General features: G+C 68.4%; 25 protein-coding genes and 1 pseudogene. 9 read left to right on the top strand and 17 right to left on the bottom strand.

Annotation, left to right across the window (positions count from 1 at the left end):
- Positions 1-72 precede the first annotated feature (72 nt).
- On the bottom strand, positions 73-336 hold the full coding sequence (locus ACFWYS_RS32795) for a DUF6415 family natural product biosynthesis protein (RefSeq protein WP_384776724.1): 264 nt from the start codon (positions 334-336) through the stop codon (positions 73-75).
- On the opposite strand from ACFWYS_RS32795, the gene ACFWYS_RS32790 reads away from it, so the two are divergent.
- Entirely contained in the window at positions 232-444 is a 213-nt protein-coding gene (locus ACFWYS_RS32790) for a hypothetical protein (protein WP_384776728.1), read from the top strand. The genes ACFWYS_RS32795 and ACFWYS_RS32790 overlap by 105 nt on opposite strands.
- Positions 445-512: 68 nt before the next feature.
- Here ACFWYS_RS32790 and ACFWYS_RS32785 read toward each other — a convergent pair whose 3' ends face one another.
- Positions 513-932: a hypothetical protein gene (locus ACFWYS_RS32785; protein WP_384776603.1), complete on the bottom strand. Its 420-nt coding sequence runs from the start codon at positions 930-932 to the stop codon at positions 513-515.
- Positions 933-1,079: 147 nt separating this feature from the next.
- On the bottom strand, positions 1,080-1,679 hold the full coding sequence (locus ACFWYS_RS32780) for a hypothetical protein (protein ID WP_384776601.1): 600 nt from the start codon (positions 1,677-1,679) through the stop codon (positions 1,080-1,082).
- 222 nt (positions 1,680-1,901) lie between these two features.
- On the opposite strand from ACFWYS_RS32780, the gene ACFWYS_RS32775 reads away from it, so the two are divergent.
- Together ACFWYS_RS32775 and ACFWYS_RS32770 are read left to right on the top strand one after the other, a co-directional pair.
- On the top strand, positions 1,902-3,263 hold the full coding sequence (locus ACFWYS_RS32775; RefSeq protein WP_384776599.1) for a hypothetical protein: 1,362 nt from the start codon (positions 1,902-1,904) through the stop codon (positions 3,261-3,263).
- Between the two features lie 10 nt (positions 3,264-3,273).
- Positions 3,274-3,831: a GNAT family N-acetyltransferase gene (locus ACFWYS_RS32770; RefSeq protein ID WP_384776597.1), complete on the top strand. Its 558-nt coding sequence runs from the start codon at positions 3,274-3,276 to the stop codon at positions 3,829-3,831.
- Positions 3,832-4,263: 432 nt separating this feature from the next.
- On the opposite strand, the pseudogene ACFWYS_RS32765 reads toward ACFWYS_RS32770, so the two are convergent.
- The 3 genes and pseudogenes from ACFWYS_RS32765 to ACFWYS_RS32755 form a co-directional block, all read right to left on the bottom strand.
- Positions 4,264-4,661, bottom strand: a pseudogene (locus ACFWYS_RS32765) (hypothetical protein).
- A 39-nt stretch (positions 4,662-4,700) separates the two neighbouring features.
- Complete coding sequence (locus ACFWYS_RS32760) at positions 4,701-5,003, bottom strand: hypothetical protein (protein WP_037818656.1); 303 nt, start codon at positions 5,001-5,003, stop codon at positions 4,701-4,703.
- A gap of 58 nt (positions 5,004-5,061) precedes the next feature.
- On the bottom strand, positions 5,062-5,397 hold the full coding sequence (locus ACFWYS_RS32755; protein ID WP_384776595.1) for a hypothetical protein: 336 nt from the start codon (positions 5,395-5,397) through the stop codon (positions 5,062-5,064).
- 199 nt (positions 5,398-5,596) lie between these two features.
- Between ACFWYS_RS32755 and ACFWYS_RS32750 the strand changes: the two genes are divergently transcribed.
- From ACFWYS_RS32750 to ACFWYS_RS32740, 3 genes are all read left to right on the top strand, one after another.
- On the top strand, positions 5,597-6,838 hold the full coding sequence (locus ACFWYS_RS32750; RefSeq protein ID WP_384776593.1) for a hypothetical protein: 1,242 nt from the start codon (positions 5,597-5,599) through the stop codon (positions 6,836-6,838).
- A 323-nt stretch (positions 6,839-7,161) separates the two neighbouring features.
- Complete coding sequence (locus tag ACFWYS_RS32745; RefSeq protein ID WP_384776591.1) at positions 7,162-7,848, top strand: DUF317 domain-containing protein; 687 nt, start codon at positions 7,162-7,164, stop codon at positions 7,846-7,848.
- A 114-nt stretch (positions 7,849-7,962) separates the two neighbouring features.
- Positions 7,963-8,403: a hypothetical protein gene (locus ACFWYS_RS32740; protein ID WP_384776589.1), complete on the top strand. Its 441-nt coding sequence runs from the start codon at positions 7,963-7,965 to the stop codon at positions 8,401-8,403.
- Positions 8,404-8,499: 96 nt separating this feature from the next.
- Here the strand turns inward: ACFWYS_RS32740 and ACFWYS_RS32735 are convergent, their stop codons facing one another.
- Together ACFWYS_RS32735 and ACFWYS_RS32730 are read right to left on the bottom strand one after the other, a co-directional pair.
- Positions 8,500-8,658 (bottom strand): hypothetical protein, encoded by a 159-nt coding sequence (locus ACFWYS_RS32735; RefSeq protein ID WP_384776588.1) that lies wholly within the window; start codon positions 8,656-8,658, stop codon positions 8,500-8,502.
- A gap of 334 nt (positions 8,659-8,992) precedes the next feature.
- Positions 8,993-9,727 (bottom strand): flavodoxin family protein, encoded by a 735-nt coding sequence (locus tag ACFWYS_RS32730; RefSeq protein ID WP_384776586.1) that lies wholly within the window; start codon positions 9,725-9,727, stop codon positions 8,993-8,995.
- 151 nt (positions 9,728-9,878) lie between these two features.
- Here ACFWYS_RS32730 and ACFWYS_RS32725 point away from each other — a divergent pair, with 151 nt between their 5' ends.
- Positions 9,879-10,775, top strand: coding sequence for a LysR substrate-binding domain-containing protein (locus tag ACFWYS_RS32725; RefSeq protein WP_384776722.1), 897 nt, complete (start codon positions 9,879-9,881; stop codon positions 10,773-10,775).
- Between the two features lie 20 nt (positions 10,776-10,795).
- On the opposite strand, the gene ACFWYS_RS32720 is transcribed toward ACFWYS_RS32725, so the two are convergent.
- Entirely contained in the window at positions 10,796-11,974 is a 1,179-nt protein-coding gene (locus tag ACFWYS_RS32720) for a hypothetical protein (protein ID WP_384776584.1), read from the bottom strand.
- Positions 11,975-12,529: 555 nt separating this feature from the next.
- Here ACFWYS_RS32720 and ACFWYS_RS32715 point away from each other — a divergent pair.
- Complete coding sequence (locus tag ACFWYS_RS32715; RefSeq protein WP_384776582.1) at positions 12,530-13,003, top strand: hypothetical protein; 474 nt, start codon at positions 12,530-12,532, stop codon at positions 13,001-13,003.
- Positions 13,004-13,312: 309 nt separating this feature from the next.
- On the opposite strand, the gene ACFWYS_RS32710 is transcribed toward ACFWYS_RS32715, so the two are convergent.
- Positions 13,313-13,654, bottom strand: a complete 342-nt coding sequence (locus ACFWYS_RS32710; RefSeq protein WP_384776580.1) for a helix-turn-helix domain-containing protein — start codon at positions 13,652-13,654, stop codon at positions 13,313-13,315.
- Between the two features lie 9 nt (positions 13,655-13,663).
- Positions 13,664-14,755, bottom strand: a complete 1,092-nt coding sequence (locus tag ACFWYS_RS32705; RefSeq protein WP_384776578.1) for a tyrosine-type recombinase/integrase — start codon at positions 14,753-14,755, stop codon at positions 13,664-13,666.
- Between the two features lie 247 nt (positions 14,756-15,002).
- Between ACFWYS_RS32705 and ACFWYS_RS32700 the strand changes: the two genes are divergently transcribed.
- Complete coding sequence (locus ACFWYS_RS32700; RefSeq protein ID WP_384776576.1) at positions 15,003-15,206, top strand: hypothetical protein; 204 nt, start codon at positions 15,003-15,005, stop codon at positions 15,204-15,206.
- 70 nt (positions 15,207-15,276) lie between these two features.
- On the opposite strand, the gene ACFWYS_RS32695 is transcribed toward ACFWYS_RS32700, so the two are convergent.
- From ACFWYS_RS32695 to ACFWYS_RS32670, 6 genes are all read right to left on the bottom strand, one after another.
- A complete protein-coding gene (locus ACFWYS_RS32695) occupies positions 15,277-16,983 on the bottom strand; it encodes a relaxase/mobilization nuclease domain-containing protein (RefSeq protein WP_384776574.1) in 1,707 nt (568 codons plus the stop codon).
- A complete protein-coding gene (locus tag ACFWYS_RS32690) occupies positions 16,980-17,471 on the bottom strand; it encodes a mobilization protein (protein WP_384776572.1) in 492 nt (163 codons plus the stop codon). The genes ACFWYS_RS32695 and ACFWYS_RS32690 overlap by 4 nt, the downstream gene beginning before the upstream one ends.
- 376 nt (positions 17,472-17,847) lie before the next feature.
- Positions 17,848-18,687, bottom strand: a complete 840-nt coding sequence (locus ACFWYS_RS32685) for a DUF2637 domain-containing protein (RefSeq protein WP_384776570.1) — start codon at positions 18,685-18,687, stop codon at positions 17,848-17,850.
- Between the two features lie 128 nt (positions 18,688-18,815).
- Positions 18,816-19,376, bottom strand: a complete 561-nt coding sequence (locus ACFWYS_RS32680) for a hypothetical protein (RefSeq protein WP_384776568.1) — start codon at positions 19,374-19,376, stop codon at positions 18,816-18,818.
- 91 nt (positions 19,377-19,467) lie between these two features.
- Positions 19,468-20,163, bottom strand: coding sequence for an ATP-binding protein (locus ACFWYS_RS32675; protein WP_384776720.1), 696 nt, complete (start codon positions 20,161-20,163; stop codon positions 19,468-19,470).
- Positions 20,160-21,080: a hypothetical protein gene (locus tag ACFWYS_RS32670; protein WP_384776566.1), complete on the bottom strand. Its 921-nt coding sequence runs from the start codon at positions 21,078-21,080 to the stop codon at positions 20,160-20,162. The genes ACFWYS_RS32675 and ACFWYS_RS32670 overlap by 4 nt, the downstream gene beginning before the upstream one ends.
- Between the last annotated feature and the right edge of the window lie 45 nt (positions 21,081-21,125).

The following is a 21,125-nucleotide window of genomic DNA, read 5'->3' as shown; positions in this document are numbered from 1 at the left end:
CGTGTCGTCTCCCTGGGAGCGCGGGCACAGCTACGGCATGATTCTGAGGTGGTGCTGTCGCAGAAGCGCTGATCAGGCCGCCTCCTTGAGGAAGCCCGTTTCGACCAGCCGCTCCAGCAGTTCGTTCACGGCCCAGCCCATCCGACGCAGGTGCCCCACGGCCTGCCGGTGGTCGACGGGCATGTCCTGGACGCGCATGGCGCTCGCGTGTTCGAGGAGCTGGGCCACCGGTTGGTCGCTTTGATCCGCTTCGGCTGCGACGGCGATGTCCACAAGTCGCGTGAGGTGACCGCGCAAGCGCTGGTCGAGTACTTCGACGTCCTCTCCGGAGGGCAGGGTGTCGTCGAGCACCTCGGCCACGTCGTCCAGCAGAGCGCCGCCGTCGAACGGCTGCCACGCGCGTACCTTCTCCAGGACGTGCTCCAGGGCCTGGCGATCCAGTGAAGGCGTCCAAACTTCCACGGGATGGCCCCAGATATCTGCTGGAGCGGTGAGGTGAGCAGATCCGGTGCTCACTCGCCCGGCTCCCCACACTCCGTTTCCGCCATGGATGCCCTCTCAAGGGCGGGGGCGAGGTCGTCGATCGCGGTGTGCTCGATTCCTTCGGTCGGTTCGATCACCCAGCGCAGCAGTCCGTCCCAGGCGGGAGGGGGCAGGACGACCCATGATCCGGCTCCGAGAGCGCGGGCGCCCTGCTCTCTCCAGCCGTCCGCCGTGCCCGGCGGGGTGAGGAAATATGTCCTGTCGCTGCACAGATCGTGGAGCACTGGTCCCACCGGAGTCCCGACTGCTTCGAGCAGCCGCACAGCGCGCACCCCCACGTCAGCCTCGACGCGGATGGCGTCCCAGTCCTCTCCGGCCGCAAGGAGTCTTGGCTCACTGAGGTTGCGTGCCCAGGCGGGTGCGGCGGGGGGTGTCTGGCGAGCCTGCATCAGAAGTGCTCCCTCATCGATCCGACTGGGACTTGGGTGGTGTTGAAGCCCGAGGAGTCACGGGAGCATCCCGTGCTCGTGCCAGTTGGTGCGGCGCTGAAGGCGCCATGTCCCGGGCAGCCGCACGGCGAGGAAGGCGTGCGTGGATCACGCGGACACCTCCGGCGTAGCCGGAAGCAGGACCTGAACGGTTTTCCCGATCGCCTTCCTGTCGCCGTCGTGCAAGACGGCGTAAGAGAGTCGGCCGCCGTAACGTCGAACCCACCACAAGCCGCAGGGAGGAACGTTTTCGTCCGTCGGCTTCCAGGAGATCGCCTCGGCGAAGCCCGGAAACTCTGGCGTCTGGTCGTCCACCTCGATGACGAGTTCGTTCGTGGGCAGGATGAACGCGCGCAGCGGGAACTTGCCGTCGTCGAACGGTTTCGCGTGACTTACCGCGTTGTCCACCACCTTGTCGGTGATCTGGGCGGCCGCGTCGATGTCTCCGCTCCATGCCGCCACGGACAGGCGCGGGCGGATACGCAGCCGTGCGTTGGGGCCGGCTCCGAGGGTCGCGACCAGGGCTGTCTTCCACGCCCAAGGGGGCTCGTCCGGAACGTGGATCGGGAGCGGAACGACCAGGCCCATCGCCGGCTCGTCGGCACTGGCGACCGATGCTTCATTGCCGTACGGGGAAAGGCGGGACTCGGTCGTGCGCGCGACCGCGGCGAAGGCGGGGGATGCGGAGCGCTGCATGGACGGGTTCACAAGGGGACTCCCTGGTTCACGATTGTGCTCGTACGGACACTCTCAGCGAGGGCTGCTACGAGCGTTCCAACCGTGTGCGGACGGCTCTACCCCCAACCCGACCTCGGGTTGTGGTGCGGAAGTTGACGGTTTTCCTCGCCCCGTCCTCGGACTTTCCTCGGAACCGCTAAGGCTCGTCTGTATGGGGCAACTTGATGAGGAGAGCGTTCTAACGTCATTTCAGTGACGTGCCAGACGGACGGGATAGGAGGCGCCGTGCTGTTCTTCCGGCACACCCTCGAAGCACGAGGCATACGAAGCCCTGAGGATTTCCTCCCGCGGTACCGGGAAGCCGCCGAGCGACTCGGCCTGAAGAACGCGGAACCGGCCCCCAAGACTGTCGAGGGGTGGATCTACCAAGGGCGTATGCCGCAGCGGGCTTTCCGGCCGGTCATCGTCGAGATGCTGGGCTACAGCATCGATGACCTTTGGACGGAAGTCCCCGAGGCTGCCGAGCCGGCGTTCGTCCCGCTGACCAGTGCGTCACCGACCGCACCCCACGCCGGTGTCGGTGTGGGCCTGACCGAGATGAAAAGGACGGGTGCGATGGCTGTGCAGCGCGCGAAGGAGTTCCTGCTGGGGAAGGACCGCGAGAGGGTGGGCGACGACACGCTCGGCCTCCTCGACGACGAGGTGTCGCGCCTGGTCGCCGCATACCCGCGTGAGCCCCTGTCGGCGCTCTGGGAAGACCTCCTGGAGACCCAGGACCAGGTCTTCCGCCTTCTCGACGGCAGCAGGGTCCGGCCGTCGCAACTGCGTGACCTGAACGTGAAAGCCGCCGTGCTGTCCTTTCTGGTGGCCAAGGGCTTCAACGACATGGAGGCGCCCCACCATGCGATGACCATGACGCGTGTAGCGGCCTCCTGCGCGAGGGACGCCGAACACGCCGGGCTGATTGCCCTCACCGACGGCCTCAAGTCACTGATCGCCTACTGGGCGGACAAGCCGGAAGACGCCTACCACTACGCCAGCCAGGGCGCCGAGACCGCCGCAAACCTCCGCGGCACCGTCGGCCTGTGGCTCCTCGGTCTCCAGGCCCGCGCTGGTGCCGTCCTGGGCGACGAGGAAACAGTGCGTGCCGCCAACCAACAGGCGGCCGATCGGCGAGAGCGGGTCGTCGCCGACGACCTCGACCAGCTCGGCGGCCTGTTCACCTACGCACCCGAGAAGCAGCTCTACTACACGGTCGAGTCCGAGGTGCTCCTCGGCCACGGCAATGCGGGGCTCGCCGCCCAGGCGGAGCAGGCCGTGCGGGGCTTCAGCGACCCCACGTCCGCGAACTGGGCATTCGGAGACCTCGCGGGATCCCAGTGCGATCTCGCGCTGGTCCGTCTCTTCAGCGGAGATGTGGACGGTACGGCCGAGGCCATCCGCCCTGTGCTGGACCTGCCGCTCTCGCACCGCAACAACGGCATCGTCGTGTCCGCGCAACGTGTCCGTCAGGCACTGATGCACAGCCCCGCGCGCACGGCTTCCGTCGCCCGGGACCTCCGTGCGGAGATCGAGGCGTTCCCGGCGAGCCGACCGGCGTTGCCCCGCGGGTAGAGTCCGGGGCATGTACCCGGTCAGCCGCTCCGGCCCCCGCCTCGATCTGCGCGAACTCACCGTGGAAGACGTGGACGCGGTGCTCGCCATCTATGGCAGCCCCGAGGCCACGGAGCACCTGTCCTTCGAACCGCGTACCCGCGAACAGGTCACGCAGATCGTGGCCCGGTCCATCGCCGCCGCCACCGCGACTCCCCGTACCGAGTACGCGTTCGCCGTCATCGAGCGGGGCACAGCCGAGCTGATCGGGTTCGGCCGCCTGGCCACCGACCCCCATCAGCAGCGTGGAGCCACCATGGGCTTCGCCCTGCGCCCCCAGTCCTGGGGTGTTGGCTATGGCCGGGAGACGGTGCGGTTGCTGCTGAGCGTCGGGTTCGACGACTTGGACCTGCACCGCGTCTGGGGAGCGAGGTCACCCCTCAACGAAGCGTCGGCGAAGACCATGGCGGCCGTCGGGATGGTCGAAGAAGGGGTGATTCGCGAACATGTCCTGAAGGCCGGGAAGTGGAGGGACTCGGTCGTGCATGCGATCCTCGACCGCGAATGGCGGTCGGTTGGCGTGATGTGAGGGCTTGAAGCATGTCCGCGGGTTCCTGCCCAGCCCGAGACTGGCGATATCCGCCCTGAGGGACCGGGGCCGTCGTCCTCAGCCGTTCGACAGGCTTTGACTGTGGTCATTGCCGCCTACCCATTGGCGATGTCACGGCGAGGGAGATTTGCCGAGCAGGCTGTCGGGCGTGGTCATCGTGCTGATCTTCTTCGAGGGTTCGACATCCCGAAAGGGTTTCATGTTCCGAAACGGAACGGCCGTGTTGTTCCGAAGCGGAACGGCCCTGATGTTCCGAAACGGAACGCGCCTCGATGTGTAGGTTCTCACTTTCGATGTCAGGCGCCGGCGCTATGACCTGGACGTTCCCCTCCAGTCTCACGACGTGTCGGCAAGCGGCTGTCTCAGATCGATGTCATTTCCTCAGACTGCCCAAGCCGGCTGCGCCGGACCTCATGAACCTGCATCGGCGGCCGTCCGTTCCATCCACTCCCGCACCTTCACTGCTTGCTCGATGCGGTTGACGATGTCCTTCTTGGACGCCGTGTCCAAGGTCTCCGAGATCTTGTCGAAGGTGTCGGGAAGGACATCGAGGAGACTCCAGATCTGCTCGCCGGTGCTGACGGTCAGCAGTTGCTGGCACCTCCACTGCAGCGGCACCTCGGGACGGTGCGTGAGCCGCTGCACGAGTGTCGGGAACAGGTAGTGCGTCGCTTCTGCGGCGAGGTGCTCTCGTAGCCAGTCGACCGGGAGCCGCGCTGGCTGAAGCCATGCATGGCGGCCTCCTGGGCCAGGTCCAGGAGCTGAGCGGTGTCGACGGCTCGGACAGTGCGGGGAAGGGTCGGGGTCATGTCGCGATGATGCCAAGAAGCCAGTGCGGCGCCGAGAGGTCAGCTGGGCCGGGATGCGATCTGCTGACGGGCAAGGCCCCAGACGTCCTCGAACTCCTCGAAGGTGAGTTGTTCGGGGTCGTGGCCTTCCCATTCCGAGACGGGCAGCTCGGCGGTGATCCCGAATCTGCTGTCGTAATCACCGAGGCGGCCTGCGTCGCGGGCCCGCTGCCACTCGGCGAGGGAAGCAGCTGCGATTGGGATCAGCTCTGGCCCTTCGAGTTCGACCTGCCGGATCACCCAGCCTTCGGCGTCGACCTCGAAGTAGAACCAGATGTCTTCCTCGTCCCAGTAGCAGCGCATCCATGTGGTCACCAGGCCATGATGCCGGGCCAGAGGCGCCGCCCTACTCCGCTCTGTCTCATGACTGGGCGATGAATCCTGCGGATCGGTCGAGCTGGAAAGGAGAACCGACCCGGGTTGGATCCCAGCCTTGATCCCGTGCCTCTCGAATGCTGGCAACAACGTGAGCCGGATGAATGGGCTCCGCCTCGACGCCCACCCAGTTGCTGGGATGGGCCTGGCCGCTGGTGACGATCAAGGTCGTGCCCGGCTGGCTGCCACTGGCTGCTTCAACCGCATAGGTCAGTGGTGTCCAGCAGAGGCCCTGCATGTAGGAGGGCTTCCTGCGGATCCGCCAGCGGTACTCGATCCCGTCAACGGTTATGCGCCGGGAACCCTTCTTGTTCAGCGCCATCTTCGCCTCCTCCGCTGTGGGACTCTGCTGTGTTGCCGCGGTCGCGAAAAGCAGGTTGCACGCGAACGTACCGAACGTTGTCGCCGACAAGCGTCTTCGGGACTACGGATGGGTTGATCAGCCCATAATTGGAGTCAGTGCCGAGCGACCCGGCGCATCGCACCCGCCCCGGGTGCACTCACCGCGATCGGAGAGCATCGTGAAGAACAGGGCGTTGTGGCGAGTGATTGACAACGAGAGTGGTAGCCAGTCCATTGTCAGCACGCCCTCCGAGGCGGTCGCGTTCGTCAACAGCCGGTTCGACACCGATGACGACGACGAGCCGTTCAGCATCACCGAGGTCGGTCCTCTCCTTCCGAAGCCGCTCGGGGTCATCACCGCATGGGCCGCCGAGAAGGACGGCGAGCGAACCGATGGGCGTACTGCCCCGATCACCATCAGGCCGGTTGTGACGGACAACGCCGGCGAGTGCGATGACGTAGTGCTCTGGCGCGACGTGTACGTCTCCTGGGACCACGACATGTACACCGTCGAGGAGCCGGACAGCTCCGAGTACAGCGAGGCTTACAGCGCAGCCGAGTTGAGCGCGATCCTCGACGAGTACGCCGACGACTACGAGTACGCGCCTGAAGGGCCCGACAGCCACAGATGGCCGAAACCGGAAGAGTTGATCACCTACGGCGCCCAGGAGTGCGCCAAGCGGTTCGGGCACCTCGACGACGACGCCCTGCTATGGCTCGCTGCCACCCGCATCACGCTCGCCGTGTGGCGCAACACACCCGTCGAGAACTGGCATGCCGGGAAGAGTCCGCTCCACGACGGCACAATGATGCGGATCAACACGGCAACCACCCGACTCGTGCGCTCGATGTTGTCGTTCGACCATGTCGACTGGATCGGTCTCGGTCTCGCGATCGTCAACCCGTCCCGGGTTCTACCGACCGGGCAGTCTGTTCTCGAGCTCGGGCTAGCCTGCCACAACCCTGACGACCCGGCACACGAGGCTGATCCGCGCGAAGAACTCGCGGAGATGGCACAGGACGCGATCGCTTGGGGGCGAGCGTACTGCCTTCGCGAGAAGACGTTCGGCCTGCGAACCCTGATCGAATTCTTCTGCGCGTCCGACAATGGCTGGTTCGGAACACCGAGTTGGGGGCGCATCGTCGATCGGTTCACTACGGCTGTCGACGACCGGGAGAATGGGCACTGGCACGTGCACCGAGACAAGCCTTGGTTCGACGAGTGGTTCACCAACCGCCCGGTCGACATTGCGGACACCACGGAACTTCGTCGGCTGCTCCATGCCGGGCCCGACCTGCTGTCCGAGGAGGCCGCCGAATGGTGCGTGGATGGTGCCATCGGCTACGTCTGCCGGGACGACCACGCGAACGGCTGCCTGCAGTGCGGCATCCCGCTGGCAACGGAGTCCCCCAACGAGTAAACGTGGGCACCAGCGTAGAAAAGCAGCAACCCACTGACCGCGCTCTCTCTTGCCTAATGCGACCTGCGAATCTCAGCATGGTGTCGGATCCGACTTCCATCCGACACCGACCGTGAGATTCCGACACGGAATTTGAGATCCCACACGATGGCATGGCGGCAAGTTCGCCTGGGGCAGACAGGAAAGAGCCCGAAAGGACTGGCGCGCTGGGGCAGGGCATGTCAACGTACAACACCCTGCTGGACCCTGGTCCCTGAGCCACGGAGGCGCCCCTGCACCCGCACCACCCCAGCGATCCTCTCCTCCCCGACTCGCCAGACCCGATGTACTGGGTCACCCCGCGGCACCTGGCCGGTGACGACGGCGTACTCGCCGAGCGGATCGGCGACACCTTGGCCGGCCTCGGCTGGCGCGTGTGGCCCACGGCCCGCAACACCCTGCTCCATGTGAGCCCTGACGGACTGCGTGGCGCCGAATGGATCCTCGCCAGCCACCCGTTCCAACTGGGTGGCCTGCCTGTTGCCTGGCAGCTGAGCGCACGCCCGCACGCGGCCTCCGCGATGGCGGAGTGGAACGCGTACTTCACCGCCGGCGTTCCGCACGAGGCGCTCTCCGACCTCCTCATCGCGCTCGATGCCCGCGAGGCGCCGGACACGGGCTTTGAACGGCCCGAGACGGTCCTCGACGCGCCCATCGCCCACGGCTGGATCCGCGACGTGGACCGCCCCCACACAGCCGCCACAGACCCCGGGCTCTCTGCCTGCATCTCCCTGGGGATGCTGCCGCCGCTCATCGAGGACGCCGACCCGCGCCCTGACCTGATGGGCTGGCAGGCGTGGGCTGAACCAGTTGTCGGCGCCCCGTATCTGTGGTGCGCGAGCTTCAGCGCCAGCGTCCCGCATGACCTGGTCGCTGCATTCGCCGCCTCACTCGCCTCACTGGTCCCGGTGCCCCGCCGCACCTTGCCCGAGAGCGCGCAGGGCCGACTCACCGTGGTCCGGCGAGGCTGAGGATCTCGTGGTCCGACGGTGCCTGCGGTGGTACTCGTTGCCGATTTCCCTGAGTTGCATGTCACCGGTGTGAGGCAGGTCCCGTGCCTGCTGTACGACAGAGAGGAAGAGTCCTTGTTCTTTCGACGCGCTCGCGCGGATCGCGCGTTCCGGGAAGCCCAGCTCGCGGGCTACGAGCTGCTTAAGACGCATGCCGAGTGGCCCCTGCCGGATCCCGCATCCGGCACGGAGACACCGGCAGCGCCACAGACGCCGACGTCTGACTTCCTGCCGCCGGACCTGCGGGTTCCCTCGCGTCAGGACGTGGCCGGTCTGATGATGCGCTGGCTGCAGCCGCTCGTCGTCGACGGGCAGATCCGTACGTGTCCCGAGTGCGGTGTGTACCGGGACTGGATCGTCCTGTGCCTGCGCGACGACTCGGTCTGGCTGCGCTGCCGGGCCGGCCACACGACGAAGGAGCCCGGCCTGGACGCGGCCTGGTACAACCGCCACTCCGGTCCGGCCGACCGGTTCCACCCCACCTTCGAAGAGGGCCTGCGCCACCTCGGCCACTGAACTCCCGCCCCCACGCTCCTTCTCCTGCCGGTGCCCGGAGGGCTGGCCTGGTCAACCTGTCCGTTTCGCAGGCCACTTAGGGGTTCAAATGCGCCTTCACACCACGACCGTCCTCAGTCTGAGCGTCCTCGCCGTCCTGGCCCTGGCTGGCTGCTCGATCGGCGGCAGCTCCTCCGCCGACCCGATGTCCGCCGCGACTGCGCCGTCCGAGAACGCTTTGGAGCCGACGCCGTTGTCCTCGGCTGCACTGGCCAAGTGGCTTCTGGGCGAGAGCGACCTGGGCGAGGGCTACACCCGCCTGCCGACGCGACCGGCGGCGCACGACGACGTGACCGTGATCGGCTGCCCGGAGCTGGAGAAGCTCGGCGCGGAGGCGGCGACCGGTGCCGGCCTCGGCTTCTCGCGCAAGGCGAAGGTGTCCTTCACCTATTCCGCCGGCGGGCTCCGAGGTGTCCGAGGAGTTGTACAGCGACACTGCTGCGAAGCTTTCCACGGGCATCGTATTGGTAAGCCCGGCTATCGGAAGCTGCGGAATGGCTCGGCCCGGCGGGTCAGGTGCCGTGCACTGCGGGCGGGGCGATCTGCGAGGTTAGGCGCCGGTCAGTGCTGCCGGTGCGTCGGCTGTCTCCCTGAGGGAGGCGGACAGGGCGCGGGCCTCGTGTTCGGTCATTCGGGGGGTCTCGTACGGCACGGCGTTGACCCAACGCTGAGTCAGCCGGGCGATCCGCTCGCCGTACCGCTCCGCGGTGATCAGGTCGCCGCGCGATCCGGCGTGCTCCGGCCCCAGGTCGGCGTGGCTCTGGCTCATCAGGCCCAGCCACGAGCCCAGCCGGTTCACATCGTCGCGGGAGCCACCGCTCCAGTTGTTGCCCGGCATGTCGCCCACGCCAATCCACTGCATGCCCATCTGCGCGCCGAAAACCGCCAGTTGCTCCAGTACCGCCAGCTTGTCGCCGCTCTGCGAGGCGGACATGGTGAACGCTCCGGCCAGCTTGTCCTTCCACGCCTGCCTGATGAAGGGCGTGAACGCCGCCTCCATGAACGCCTTGAACACCGCCGACACGCTGCCCATCAGCGTCGGGCTGCCGAAGACGATCGCGTCGGAGCGCTCGAGCAGCGCAAGGACCTCCGCGTCGTGCCAACGGCCCGCGATGACGTCCTCGGGCCGGATCTCGACGACATGCACCTGGGCGCCCGGCACCCGTCGCGCCCCGTCGGCGAGGTGCTCGGCCAGGACCCGGGTGTGCCCATGCACCGAGTGGTGGACCACCGTCACGGTGGCCGTCGGCGCATCCTGCTCACGGGCAACGTCATTGACTGTCATCTGCTCTTCACTGCTTCCGGTCGTGGGGGAATCCCTGCTTGCCCCTTGTCCAGCCATCACACCCCGCGTACGGCACGGCATCAACGCCGAACTCCGGCACCCAGCGATCGGTCGCACCGATCGATCACGTTAGCCTGGGCCCGTGGACAAGATGGAACTGGAAGCATTCGTCGCGGTTGCCGAAGAGCTCCACTTCGGCCGCGCCGCCGCGCGCCTGCACCGGGGCCAGCCCACCGTCAGCGACGCCGTCAGACGCCTGGAGAGCACCCTGGGCGGACGGCTGTTCCACCGCACCAGCCGCCGCGTGTCACTGACCGATCTCGGCGAAGCCCTGCTGCCCGACGCCCACGCGACCCTGGCCCAGCTGCGCCATTTCAAGGAGCGAGGACGCTCCCTGACCGCCGGCGACAAGGCCCGCACAACCCTCGTCGTCGCCCACGCCGAATACACCGGCCACCAGCTGCTGCTGCGCTGCCTGCCGCAACTGCGCGACCGGTTCCCCGACGTGGCGATCGTGCCGGAGTCCATGCCGACCACGGCCCAGCTCACCGCCCTGCGGGCACAGACGATCGGCCTTGGCATCGGCTGGGCGACCGGCGACGTCACCGGCGTACGCGCAAGGGTGCTCTCCACCGAGAGGTTCATGGCACTCGTACCCGCGACCCACCCCCTCGCCGGGCACGCCGAGCTGAGCGCGTCCGAACTGTCCACCACCGGCCTGCTCACCTGGCCCCACCAGATCAACAGCGGACTCTGCGACCGTCTCCTGTCAGCCTTCCGCATTGGCGGAGCCGACCTGCGCATCATCAGAACCGCCGACAGCGTGCACGCCATCGCCGCTCATGTCGCCGCGGGAACGGGCATCGGCATCACCGTCGAATCCGCACTCGACCACCAGCCACCCGGCCTGCGTATCATCCCCCTCACCGGCCCTTCGACCACCGTCGACCAGGTCGTCCTCACCCCCACCGAGCCGTCGGACACCGCCACGGCACTGCGCGACCTGTTGCTGCACGCCTCGGCAGAGCCGCCCTCCACCGCTCACTGAGCGGCGCATCGTGAAGTGGCTCAGCGGTAGGTGAGTTCCGCCGCGTAGGCGGCTCCGTAGCCCTGGTTGTCTCGTTGCCACTGGTCTGCGGTGGTCTGGTGGAAACCGAGCAGGCGACTGATGACGTAGGCAGGTAGTTCCGAGGCGAGCTCGATCAGGGCGGAGCGGCGTGCGACTCGGCAGCGGATGCCGAGGGCCTTCAGGCGTGCGGCCAGGGAGTAGGGGGTCAGGGGCTGGCCCGGGTAGGCGCCGGGGAAGAGCCATGGGGCCTCGTCGAGCGGGGCGGTGACCGCGCGGCCTTGGCGGCGGTGTACGAGTTGGCGGATGAAGTCGTCCAGGGGCGGTGGCAGGATGACCGGCTCGCTGCCGAGCTGGAGCGTCACGGTGGTGTCCCGGTCGGTGACTTGGTGGGTGGTGAGCTGTGTGATGCGGCTGGTGGGCTGGGCGAAGAGCAGTAGGAGGAGGCCGGCTGCCCGGTCCACGGTGTCCAGGGTGTCGTCGTGGATGAGGCGGCGGACCAACTTCCACCGATGATCCTGTGCGATGACGTCCTGTCCGAAGTCGGTGGTGTAGGCGGGTGCTTCCAGCGGGCGGGTGTGCCCGCGTCGGCTGGTCCAGAGCAGGAAGCTGCGGATGAGCGTCCTGTTGTGAGCGCCCTCGGCCAGCCAGGCATCGAGATGGTCCTGGGTGCACTCGCCCAGCGTGCTGCCTTGCTGGTGCAGCCACTGCACAAAGCGCACCGCATTCTTGATCTCGTGCCGGACGCCGATCGCCTGGCCGTAGGTGACCAGCTTGCTCGCAGATCGTCGGCGCAGACGGCGGAGTGGCCCCCAAGCGAGGTACGTCCGCAGGATCTTCCGCTCGTCGGGGGCCTCGACGCGGACGAGGATCTTCGACAGCCACTGCTCGAGTTGGGCGAGCTGTTCGTCCCGAGGCGGCAGGGCGCCGCCGGCGACCAGGGCGGCGCGCAGGTGCTGCACGGTCACAGTGGGTTGGTGGGCATCCAAGGTGTCGTGGGTGATCGGCCCGCTTCCCTCGGCCAAGGTCGTGAGGATTGCGTGGCGGGCAGCGGCGGGACGCATCCACCGCAGCAGGGCATGGGGCCGGGCTCGCATCAGCGCGGTGAAGACCGGCTCGATCTCCGGCCGCATGCTGGGGCGGGATCCGGTCAGGACACCGCGCAGGTGCTCGCGGGCCACGCAGGCGGCGCACCGGCCGCGCCTGTACGGGTTGTCCACGGTGCCGCACTCGGTGCAGGGCCTACGGGCTGCGGGATGTTTGCTCCAGCAGTGGCGGCACAGTGGTTCACCGTTCGGACTGCGGCTGGCGACGCGGCGTGGCTTGCCACAGCCGGAGCACGGCACCGGTTTCTGTCCGCAGTGTCCGCACAGCGGACGGCCGTCTACTGTACGGGAGTTGACGCGCCGCGCGGCGCCGCAGGCAGCGCACACTTCGCGCGGCTTCGCCTGCTCCCAACAAGACTCACACAGGGACGCCGGGCTCTTCGCGAAACGGCAGGGTGCCGTGCGGCCGCAGACCGAGCAGATGGATCGTGGCAGCTGGCGGCACCTGCCGCATAGGGCCCCGTGCTCCGTTCGTTCCACCGTGATCCGCACGGCGCCGCATTCGGTGCACGCTCTGTGGTTGAAGGGGTCGGTGTGGCGGCAGCTCGGGCACAATGGCGCACCGTCGTGGGTTCGGCCGCCCACCGGCCGGGATTTGCCGCACCGGGCGCACGGTTGGGGATGGGACTCGTGCCAGCATTTGATGCAGTAGCGCAGTCCGTCACGGACAGCCTCAAGCCGCACGGTCCGGTGGCAGACCGGGCACGCGGGGACAGTGACATCGACGGCTCCGCGATCTACGAGTGCCTGGGCCAGGGCGGCCGTCTTGGGTGGGCCCAGGGCGCCCTGGCCCTTCAGGAGATCGGGGATGTCTTCCAGAGCCCACTGCAGGCGGCGTTGGCCGTTGCGGCGGCGCTCCACCGAGAGGACCGCTTCGCGGATCACCGTGCGGTCGAGCCCGACTGGCAGAGCCTCGATCAGCGTGATGGTCGCCTCCAGCGGGTCACGCCCGTCGTCGGGCGGGTGGTTGCTGCAGCGTGGTCTGCCCTCGCGGTCGCGGCTGGCGAAGTCCTTGATGCCGCAGATGGCACAGGGGTTGGCGTGGTTAAGTCGGCGGCGCTGGCAGCGGGTGCAGATCCGCAGCCCGTCGCCCAGACCGGCTAAAGGGCGGTCCTTGTGGCAGTCCCCGCATCGCGGTAACTCCAGTCGTTCGGAGCCGTGTTCGCGTAAGGCACGGATCAGCCGCTCGACGGTCCGGGGTCCCTCGGGCCGGCCGGAGGTCAGCAGGCCGGGGTCGGTTTGCAGCACCCTTGCCAGGTCGCGGCGCTGTGGCCGCTTGCGGATCGCAGCCATCAGCACCGCCTCCACCTTGTGCGCGTCGAGTCCGAGCTCGAGTCGCCGCACGGTTTCGACGATGACCGCTTCGGGCTCGGTGGCGTACCGCGGAAGTTCCTGACTGTCCATGGCAGTTCCCTACTCGCGTACGATCCGGGCCCGGCGCGGGCGGAGATCACCGACCCCAGGATCATTGCCGGAAGACTGATCGCCTCCACCAGCTGCCGCTGTGCGGCGTCGCCCTGCGACAGGTACGGGTTCGATCAGTTCGTCCATCGCGCAGCCCAGAATGTCCAGGAGCGCCATCAACGTCTTCAGGCTGAGGCGTTCGGGTCGTTCCACCACCAGGCGGTAGGTCTGGCTGGGCGACAGGTCGATGCCCCGCTCGGCCAGCAGGGGACGCAGATCGGTGGTGGAGAACATTCCACGGGTGGCCATCACCTCCCGCAGATGCCAGCGGTAATCCAGCTTCGCCGTCACGTCATCTCCCTACTGGCCGCCCGCAAGGGCCCGGTCCAAGACCGTGCGCATCATCGTGTTCATGAAGTCTCCGCTGACCCCCGTGTAGATCGCGGTCGTGGAGGCATGGCGATGGCCCACCTGGCGTTGAACGAATGTCTCGTCCGCACCGTCCTCGATCTGATGGGTTACATGGCTGTGCCGCAGGCAGTGCGGCACCAGATCCTTGTCCAGCCCCAGCGCATCACGGTAGTTGGCGAACCGCTCCTCGATCTCCCGGGCCTGTAGTCGGCCTCCCCGCTCGGTTAACCACAGCGCTTGACTCTCCCGGGAAGCCGCATACCGTGGGCGCACGTTGGTCACGTAGTCCTCGACCGCCTCGACGGCCCAGGGCATGACGCTCAACACCATGCGCCGACGCGGTGGCGAGCCCTTGGTGCGCTTGCCGTAGCGGACCTGTAGCGAGCCGAAGCGGCCCAGTTCCGGCGCCTTCGGGCTGCGGTAGAAATCGGTGACGTCCAGACGGGAGGTCTCCGTGCACCGCAGCCCCCACCCGTAGATCACCTTGAACACCGTCGCGTCGCGATACGCCGCCAGGGCTCCCTTGCGGCCCAGCCGGATCGCCCGCTCCACCTGGTCGTCGGCGTGGTCGAGGAAGAGCTGGATCTCCTCACGCGTCATCGGGCGCCGATTCGCGTCGGCCTCGTAATCGACCAAGTGCGCGGCGGTGTTCCACTCGTGGCAGACCTGCACGGGATGAGTGCCGAAACGGGCCTCGCACTCCTGCGGCCACTGGTAGTGCGGCGAGGTGATGTAGTCGCAGAACAGGCGCACCGCCGTCTGATAGCTGCGGATCGTGGACTCAGCTCGCTTCAACTCCGCGATCAGGTACGTCGTCCACTCATCGACATCCCCCGCCGACCAGCACCACGGATAGGCATTGGCGAACGCACCGAAGGCCCGGACCACACTCTGCCGGTCCGAGATCGTCCTGAACTGGAGCCGACGCCCACCACGCTGCTGACGACTCCAGCCCTCCAACATCGCCTCAAACACGGCGTCTTCGGGGTGCAGCAACGCGACGCCGTCAAGCAGAACCAGCCGAGCCGAAGCATCACTCATTCCAGTCCGCACCATGCGCACCCCCGCTATCGAGTGCTCGAATCATGCATCAAATGCAAGTAGCCGCGCAAAGGAACAGGTCAAGGTCTCTTGGGTAGCAGTAAGTTGGAGGCATCGACGCTGCACGTCACCAGGTCGCGACTCCGGAGATCATGCAGCAAATGCAATTGCCCGGGGTTGGGAGATCTTCGATGCGATGGTCTCTTGTCCGGCGTACCAGGTGGTGTCGGGCAGCACCGTCATCGACATGGGCACTCACGAGGCGACGGCTCCTGATTTGGGGGACGAGCAGTGGAGTCAGCTGCTCACCTACTCGGTTGGCGGGCAGCGCCGCGTCGTCAAGCAGACGGCGGTCCGTACCGGCAACGTCGTGGTGGTGGTCTCCGGTTCGCCGGGGCTCGTGGATGCCAACCTGGAGAAGGCGCTGGCCAAGGTGCGGGCCGCCGACTGATACCGCCCTCAATTACGACGGTGCCCCTCTGCCTTGGTTTTGGCAGAGGGGCACCGTCGTATGTGCTGATTCACCGTGACTTGCGGAGTCGGTCGTCTCGGTTGGGCGAGGGCTGGGCGGCATTGCCGATGCCCCTGGTCGTGGCTGTGGTGGGGTGAGGCATCGCGGTCGCGTCGGCGGGTAGGTCGGCACTGCGGCGCAGTCGCCACACCAGCACGTCGCTGATCGAGTCCGCGGTCTGCAGCTCCCGCCGCCCAGCTGCCTCTGCCAGGAGCGCTGTCGGGGCGTATCCGGCGGCCTCGGCGTCGGCGAGTGTGGCGGCCAGCGCATACCAGCCGGGCTCGGCCAGGACCTGTTCTGCCAATTCCGGCACCGCCTGACGCAGATGGGTGGCCTGCTTCTGGCGCAGGGGCTGGGACAGATGTCGGCCCCGCTGGTACAGCATGGTCAGCGGGACGTCGGCGGCGGCCTGGTAGGCCGCACGCAGGTGCTCAGCGGCCTGGCGGGCGGCGGCTGCCTGCTGGGCGTGGTTCTTCCTGGCGTGCCAGTGGGCGGCGGCGGTGACGAGGAAGAACAGCATGTCGATCACCATCGCGGTGGTGGCGCCGTCCTCTCCGCGGCCTAATGCGGGTCCGCTGTAGACGAGGTCGCGGGCGGCCTGGCGCAGCGCGCGGTCATGCCCGCGTCCGGTTCTGATATGCGATCGCGTGGCCCGCTCGAACACGGAGGCGGCCTCACGCAGTTGGGCGCGGGTGTGGGCGGCGGAGGTCTTGGCGAGCGCGTCGAGGATCTCTCCCGCGTCGGCGATGTGCGCAGCCACCTGGGCGTCCTCACCGCCGTCGATGACCAGCACCGCCTGCCAGGCTGCTCCAGCCGCCCTCCGCCGCGCTGTTGCCGGACTGCTCGGGGCCGTGCCCGCCGCCTGGGCGGATGCCGTGCCGGTGTCGTCGGCCCAGCGTGCGCGGATGCGGGGCAGGGACAGGTCGGGGGCGAGGGTGGAGCCGGCGTAGTAGACCGGTTCCTTGTTGCCGTTGCGGTTGTCCGGGAGGGCGACTTTGTAGCCGAGCAGGTCGCCGGAGGGTGCAAGGCGCTTGCGGATCAGTAGGCCGGCGGCGGCCAGCCGGTCGAAGAACTCCTCCTCGCTCGTGGCTCCCGCCACTGCCCGCCGTACGGTCTCGCGCAGTTCCTCGCGCGCCGGTTGCTGCTTGCCTTCGCGTTCGGCCTTGTGGCGTTCGGCGCTGGTGGTGCGCTTGGCGGCGGTGCCGTCGCCGGGCGCGACCTGGTGTAGGCCGAGTTCCTTTTCGATCAGGCGGCATTCGGCCTGGGCGCGCTGGCCGGAGCGGTGGTGGTCGGGACGGCGGCCGTCCTCGCGGACAAGGGTGGCGATGATGTGGATGTGGTCGTCGGCGTGACGGACCGCGGCCCAGCGGCAGCCGGCGCCGTCGCCGGGGTCGATGCCGGTGGCGGCAACCATGCGGCGCGCGATATCGCCCCACTGCTCGTCGGAGAGGATTGGGTCGTCGGGGGCGGCGCGCACCGAGCAGTGCCAGACGTGCTTGTCGGGACGCTGGTCTGTGGGGAGGAGGGCGAGGGGCTGGTCAAGCAGGTGAGCGAGGTCCTTCTTCATCGCGGAAGGGTCGCGGCCGGGGTCGGGAGCCAAACCGTCGAAGGAGGCGACCAGGTGCGGGTCGACGTGTTCCTCGTGGGTGCCCTTGCCGTACAGGTAGCGCAGGAGCCCGAGGCTGTTGCTGCCCTGCTTGTGGATCCGAGGGATCAAGCCGCCTGATCCTCCTGCCGGTTGGCGACCCTGTCCGCCGCCCGCTGGACCGCCTGTGCGGCGCGCTGCAGATCGGCGAGGGCGGCGGCGAACTCCGGAGCGTCGGCACCGGAGTTAAGGGCCTTGGCGGCCTGGTTGACGTTGCTGCCCGCCCAGCCGAGCTGACGGCGCACACCGAACAGGGCGGTCAGGATGTCCCGTTCGGTGGCGATGGCGGCGGCGGTCCGCGACTGGTCCCGGGCGGCGGCCAGACCGGAGTGGGCCAGGAACCCGGCCACGCTCATGTCGACGTGGTCGGCACCGACCCTGATGATGGCGAGCTCTTGCTCGTTGAGGCGGACACTGTGGGCGGGGCGCTGCTTCTTGTCACGCGGACGCGCTTTCCCCTTCTTGGCCTTGCCTGTGCGGCTGGCCTTGCCCGGCAGCGGTCCGCCCTCGGGCGCAGCCTTCCCGTCCGACGCCCCCTGGCGACGGACAGGCCCCGCCACCCCCGGGGTGGGGCTGAGTTCGGACGCTCCCCCTGTGGGGGAGTGTCCGAACCTCCAACTTGCTCCGCCTGGGGCAGGGTTACTCGTCAGTGCATTCTCGGGGGTCGTGGGGTCTTCGCGGTGCTGGTCGGGCATGAAGTGTGTCTCCAGGGAGTGTGCGGAAAGTAGGCGTGTGTGGTTGTGGAGCCGGGTAGAAGTGCTGTTCGTCGCCCTGGTCAAGGGCCGTGAGGAAGAGCCGCGGCGTAGTTGGCCGAGCTGTCGGTGCAATCGAGTTGAAGAGCCGCCGAGTGGTGTGAGTAGAGGTGGCGGAGTGCGAGTGGCGGCGCCCGGCGTTGGCGGTGGCCTTCCGCCAACGCCGGGTATTCCGCCGTGGCGGTTATGCGGCAGCGCCGGTGTTGGCGATGGAGGAGAGTTCCGCCGTGGCAGCGTTGGCGATCTCCTTGGCGCGGTCCTTCTGGATCGTGTAGCCCTGGGCCCTGATCGCGGCCTCCAGAGTGGTGCGGGGCACTGTGCCGTGTTCGGCTCCGATGGCGCGGGCCGTTGACCATAGAACCTTGTCGGGAGCCGTGGTCTTGCGCTCGCCCTTCTTCCGATTCGCCTTCGCCGGTGGCGACTTGGTGATCGTGGCGTCTGCTTCGGGCTCGGGAGCGGCCTTGGCGGCAGGAGCGGTGGCGACGTCGTCCGCTTGCTCCTGGCGGATCGGGCAGTCGTCCCCTGGCGTGGCGGATGTGGCGGATGTGGCGGGCGGCGTAGCCGGGGACGCCTCCGCCATGGCGCCGCCAGCGGCGAGGTGGCGGTTCATCACGAGGTAGAGGTGGACGGCGCCGGCGAGGGCGAGCGGGGCTATGGCGGACAGAGCGCCCGCAGTGGCGTTGTTGAGGCGGAGGCGGGCTCCCTCGTTGAGGCCGACGGCGTGAACGACGTTGGCGGCGATGCTGGTCCCGGTGGCCACGCCGACGAGCATCCACACATAGCAGCGGGAGCGCCGCGGGGCGGTGCGGAGGATGAGCAGGGCGACGATGCCGATGGCGATGAAGCCGTCGATCACGAGCGGGAAGAGGTACGTGAGCAGGCCGCGTACGTGCCCGGCAACGGCCATCTGGCGCAGGGCATCGTAGGAGAGGGCGAAGGCTACGGCGGCGAGCAGGGCGATGCCGGCGCGGACGGTGCGGGCGCTGCGCGTGGCGGCCGGGGCATTCGGGGTGGGGGAGGGCAAGCCAGATCTCTCCGAGGTTGGTGCGGTGGGACTTGCGGTGAGGGGGCCAGGGGGGCGCAGGGGGACACGGGGCGGCGTGAGTGCGTGATCGCCACGGTGTTCACAGGACGGGGCGCAGGGGTGGACGCCTACGCGGGCTTGGCGGCGGGGGTGCGATGGCGCGGTTCGGTCCCGATGGCCAGGCGCCACATCGCTGCCGCCATCACGGGGCCGAAGAAGGCGTTCCAGGTACCGCCGACGAGGCCGTGCTCCGCGTACGAGGGGATGGTCAGCACGGCGGCGAGCACCCAGACGAGGACGGCGGGGAGACCGGCGGTCTGCCGTGGCCCGTGCAGGTTCTGGCGGGCCATCACCGCGCTGGCGACCATGGCGAGTTCCCCCATGGCGAAGAAGGCACAGCGCTCGACGGTGTTGTACATGTCCAGGTAGTCGGCGGCGAATCGCCAACTGGTACTGGCGCTGTAGGCGGTGCAGCCGACAGCAGCGATGGCGGCGACCCAACCTGCGGCGGTACCGCGTCGCCGCCCGTTGGCACGCTTTCGGACGCTCCGCCACAGCAGACATCCAACGGGAAGGGCGACGGGGACGAGCAGGAACACTAGGGCTGCCTCGTAGGAATTTAGCCAGTACGCCACGTACGACGTGGAGGTCGCTTCGGCGCTCACGGGCGTGGTGGTGCGAAGTGTCATGGGATGGGTTTCTCCGTGGGCTCGCGTGGTCGAGGGCATGCCTGTACGCGGGCGGGTGAAGTGGGGGTGGGAAGGGGAGGCGCGGCTGTCGTCAGACGGCGGGCGCGGCGCGGCGTCGGTCCGGGCCGGTGAGGATGACGCGTTCGGTCATCTCGGCGAGGCGGGAGGCGACGCGGTCGCCGAGCGCCGTGCGCAGCTCGGCGGTGGGGAGGTTGGTGGTGATGAGGGTGGGGAGCATGTGCTCGTACCGGTGGTTGATGAGCCGGTAGGTGAGCTCCTCGGTCCACTCGCTGGTCTTGGCCGCGCCGAGGTCGTCCAGGAGCAGCAGCGGGCAGCGTGCCAGCGTCTGCAGTTCCCGTTCGCCGTCGTGACCGGCACGGGGGCGGAGCCGCGCGTGCAGGTCGGCGCTGGTGGTGGCCTCCCAGCGCAGGCGGACGCCACGGCTGAGGAGGGCGCGAATGGCGCCGTACCCCTGGTGGGTCTTGCCGGTGCCGGTGGGGCCGGCGATCAGCAGCGAGGGGCCCTCGGCGATGCCGGGTCCGCCGGGCCCGGGGCGTCCTGCTCCGGCGATGTGGTCGGCCCAGGCGGTGATCTGCGGGTGGTCGGCCAGGGCACGGCGGTAGCGGGCTGGGATCCGGGCGTCCGCCAGTTCCAGTGCCGTGACGGGCTCGAGCGGTGGTTCCTCGGCTGTGACGCGGGGGTCGATACCGCGGGTGGCCAGGATCGTGTTGAGCCGGTTGGCGAGCGGCCCGACCTGGCGGGGCTCTCGGGTGAGGGTGGCGGTCAGAGGTCACCTCCGTAGGCGGCGTCGATGTCGCTGGGGTTCGTCCACGGCGTGTGGCCGACCGGCACGGGCGCGGCGTTCATGGCCTCGTGGACGAGACTCGGCAAGGTGCTGGGATGCAGGCCCTTGGCGCGGTGGCGGTCGAGTCCGGCCCGGATGTGGGCGGTGGCGATGCCCTCGTCGAGCATCTTGCGCACTTCCCGGCCGAGATGGTCCAGGACGCCGGCTGGTGGACGGTGGGCGCACGCAGCGACGTACTCGGCGATCAGCTGCCGGGCCGAGACGGTGTCGGGTGCGTGGGCGCTCGCGCCCCCCGAAGGGGTACTTCCTAGGTCCATGATCCTAGGTCCTAGATCCGTACCGTGAGGCATCACCGACGGCTCCGGGCGCCCTCCACGAGCCCTCACGGAGGACGCCGTGAACCCGTCCTGACCTGCAGATTCGCCATCGGTACCAGGATTCGGTGCGGGCTCGCGCATCTCGCGTGCGGCTTCACGGAGGGTTCCGTGAGGCGGCGGTGAGGGCTCCGTGTTGCCGACCCCCGTGGGGCTTGGCGTGACTCCGGCGGCCGGGGTGTCGTGGTGCGGGCAGGCGGGGAGGCGGCTCTTGCTAGGCCGGTTGATCTTCTGGTGCCGGCTCCAGGTGACGACGTGCAGGTACCGCTTGTCGTTGAGCCCCGTGTAGCGGCAGATCAGCCCGGCGTCGGCGAGCTGGGCGAGATCCTTCTCGACGTCCGAGGGCCCGTGTTCCGGGCGCAGTACCCACAGCTGTCCCGCGATGATCGCGGCGTGGTCGCGGTGGCGTCCTTGGTCGTCGGCCTGGGTGAGCAGGCCGAGGAAGGTGCGCTCGGCGGTCAGGGAGACGGCGGCCAGGGACTCGGAGACGAAGGCTTCGGGCTTGATGGTGCGGATTCGGGCCAAGAGGGGCGGTTCCTCACTCGGTTGCAGGCGGGCGGAGCCCACGGC

Source organism: Streptomyces sp. NPDC059010, from assembly GCF_042740355.1.
Classification (GTDB): domain Bacteria; phylum Actinomycetota; class Actinomycetes; order Streptomycetales; family Streptomycetaceae; genus Streptomyces.
Note: the sequence above shows the minus strand (reverse complement) of the source record. Positions and strands in the feature narration are given on the sequence as shown.

What these genes read in the sequence shown, in the direction of transcription:
- ACFWYS_RS32785 (WP_384776603.1), bottom strand. Translation starts at nt 932, where the DNA reads ATGCAGGCTCGCCAGACACCCCCCGCCGCACCCGCCTGGGCACGCAAC.
- ACFWYS_RS32770 (WP_384776597.1), top strand. Translation starts at nt 3,274, where the DNA reads ATGTACCCGGTCAGCCGCTCCGGCCCCCGCCTCGATCTGCGCGAACTC.
- ACFWYS_RS32760 (WP_037818656.1), bottom strand. Translation starts at nt 5,003, where the DNA reads ATGCGCTGCTACTGGGACGAGGAAGACATCTGGTTCTACTTCGAGGTC.
- ACFWYS_RS32755 (WP_384776595.1), bottom strand. Translation starts at nt 5,397, where the DNA reads ATGGCGCTGAACAAGAAGGGTTCCCGGCGCATAACCGTTGACGGGATC.
- ACFWYS_RS32745 (WP_384776591.1), top strand. Translation starts at nt 7,162, where the DNA reads ATGTACTGGGTCACCCCGCGGCACCTGGCCGGTGACGACGGCGTACTC.
- ACFWYS_RS32730 (WP_384776586.1), bottom strand. Translation starts at nt 9,727, where the DNA reads ATGACAGTCAATGACGTTGCCCGTGAGCAGGATGCGCCGACGGCCACC.
- ACFWYS_RS32725 (WP_384776722.1), top strand. Translation starts at nt 9,879, where the DNA reads ATGGAACTGGAAGCATTCGTCGCGGTTGCCGAAGAGCTCCACTTCGGC.
- ACFWYS_RS32705 (WP_384776578.1), bottom strand. Translation starts at nt 14,755, where the DNA reads ATGAGTGATGCTTCGGCTCGGCTGGTTCTGCTTGACGGCGTCGCGTTG.
- ACFWYS_RS32700 (WP_384776576.1), top strand. Translation starts at nt 15,003, where the DNA reads ATGGGCACTCACGAGGCGACGGCTCCTGATTTGGGGGACGAGCAGTGG.
- ACFWYS_RS32680 (WP_384776568.1), bottom strand. Translation starts at nt 19,376, where the DNA reads ATGACACTTCGCACCACCACGCCCGTGAGCGCCGAAGCGACCTCCACG.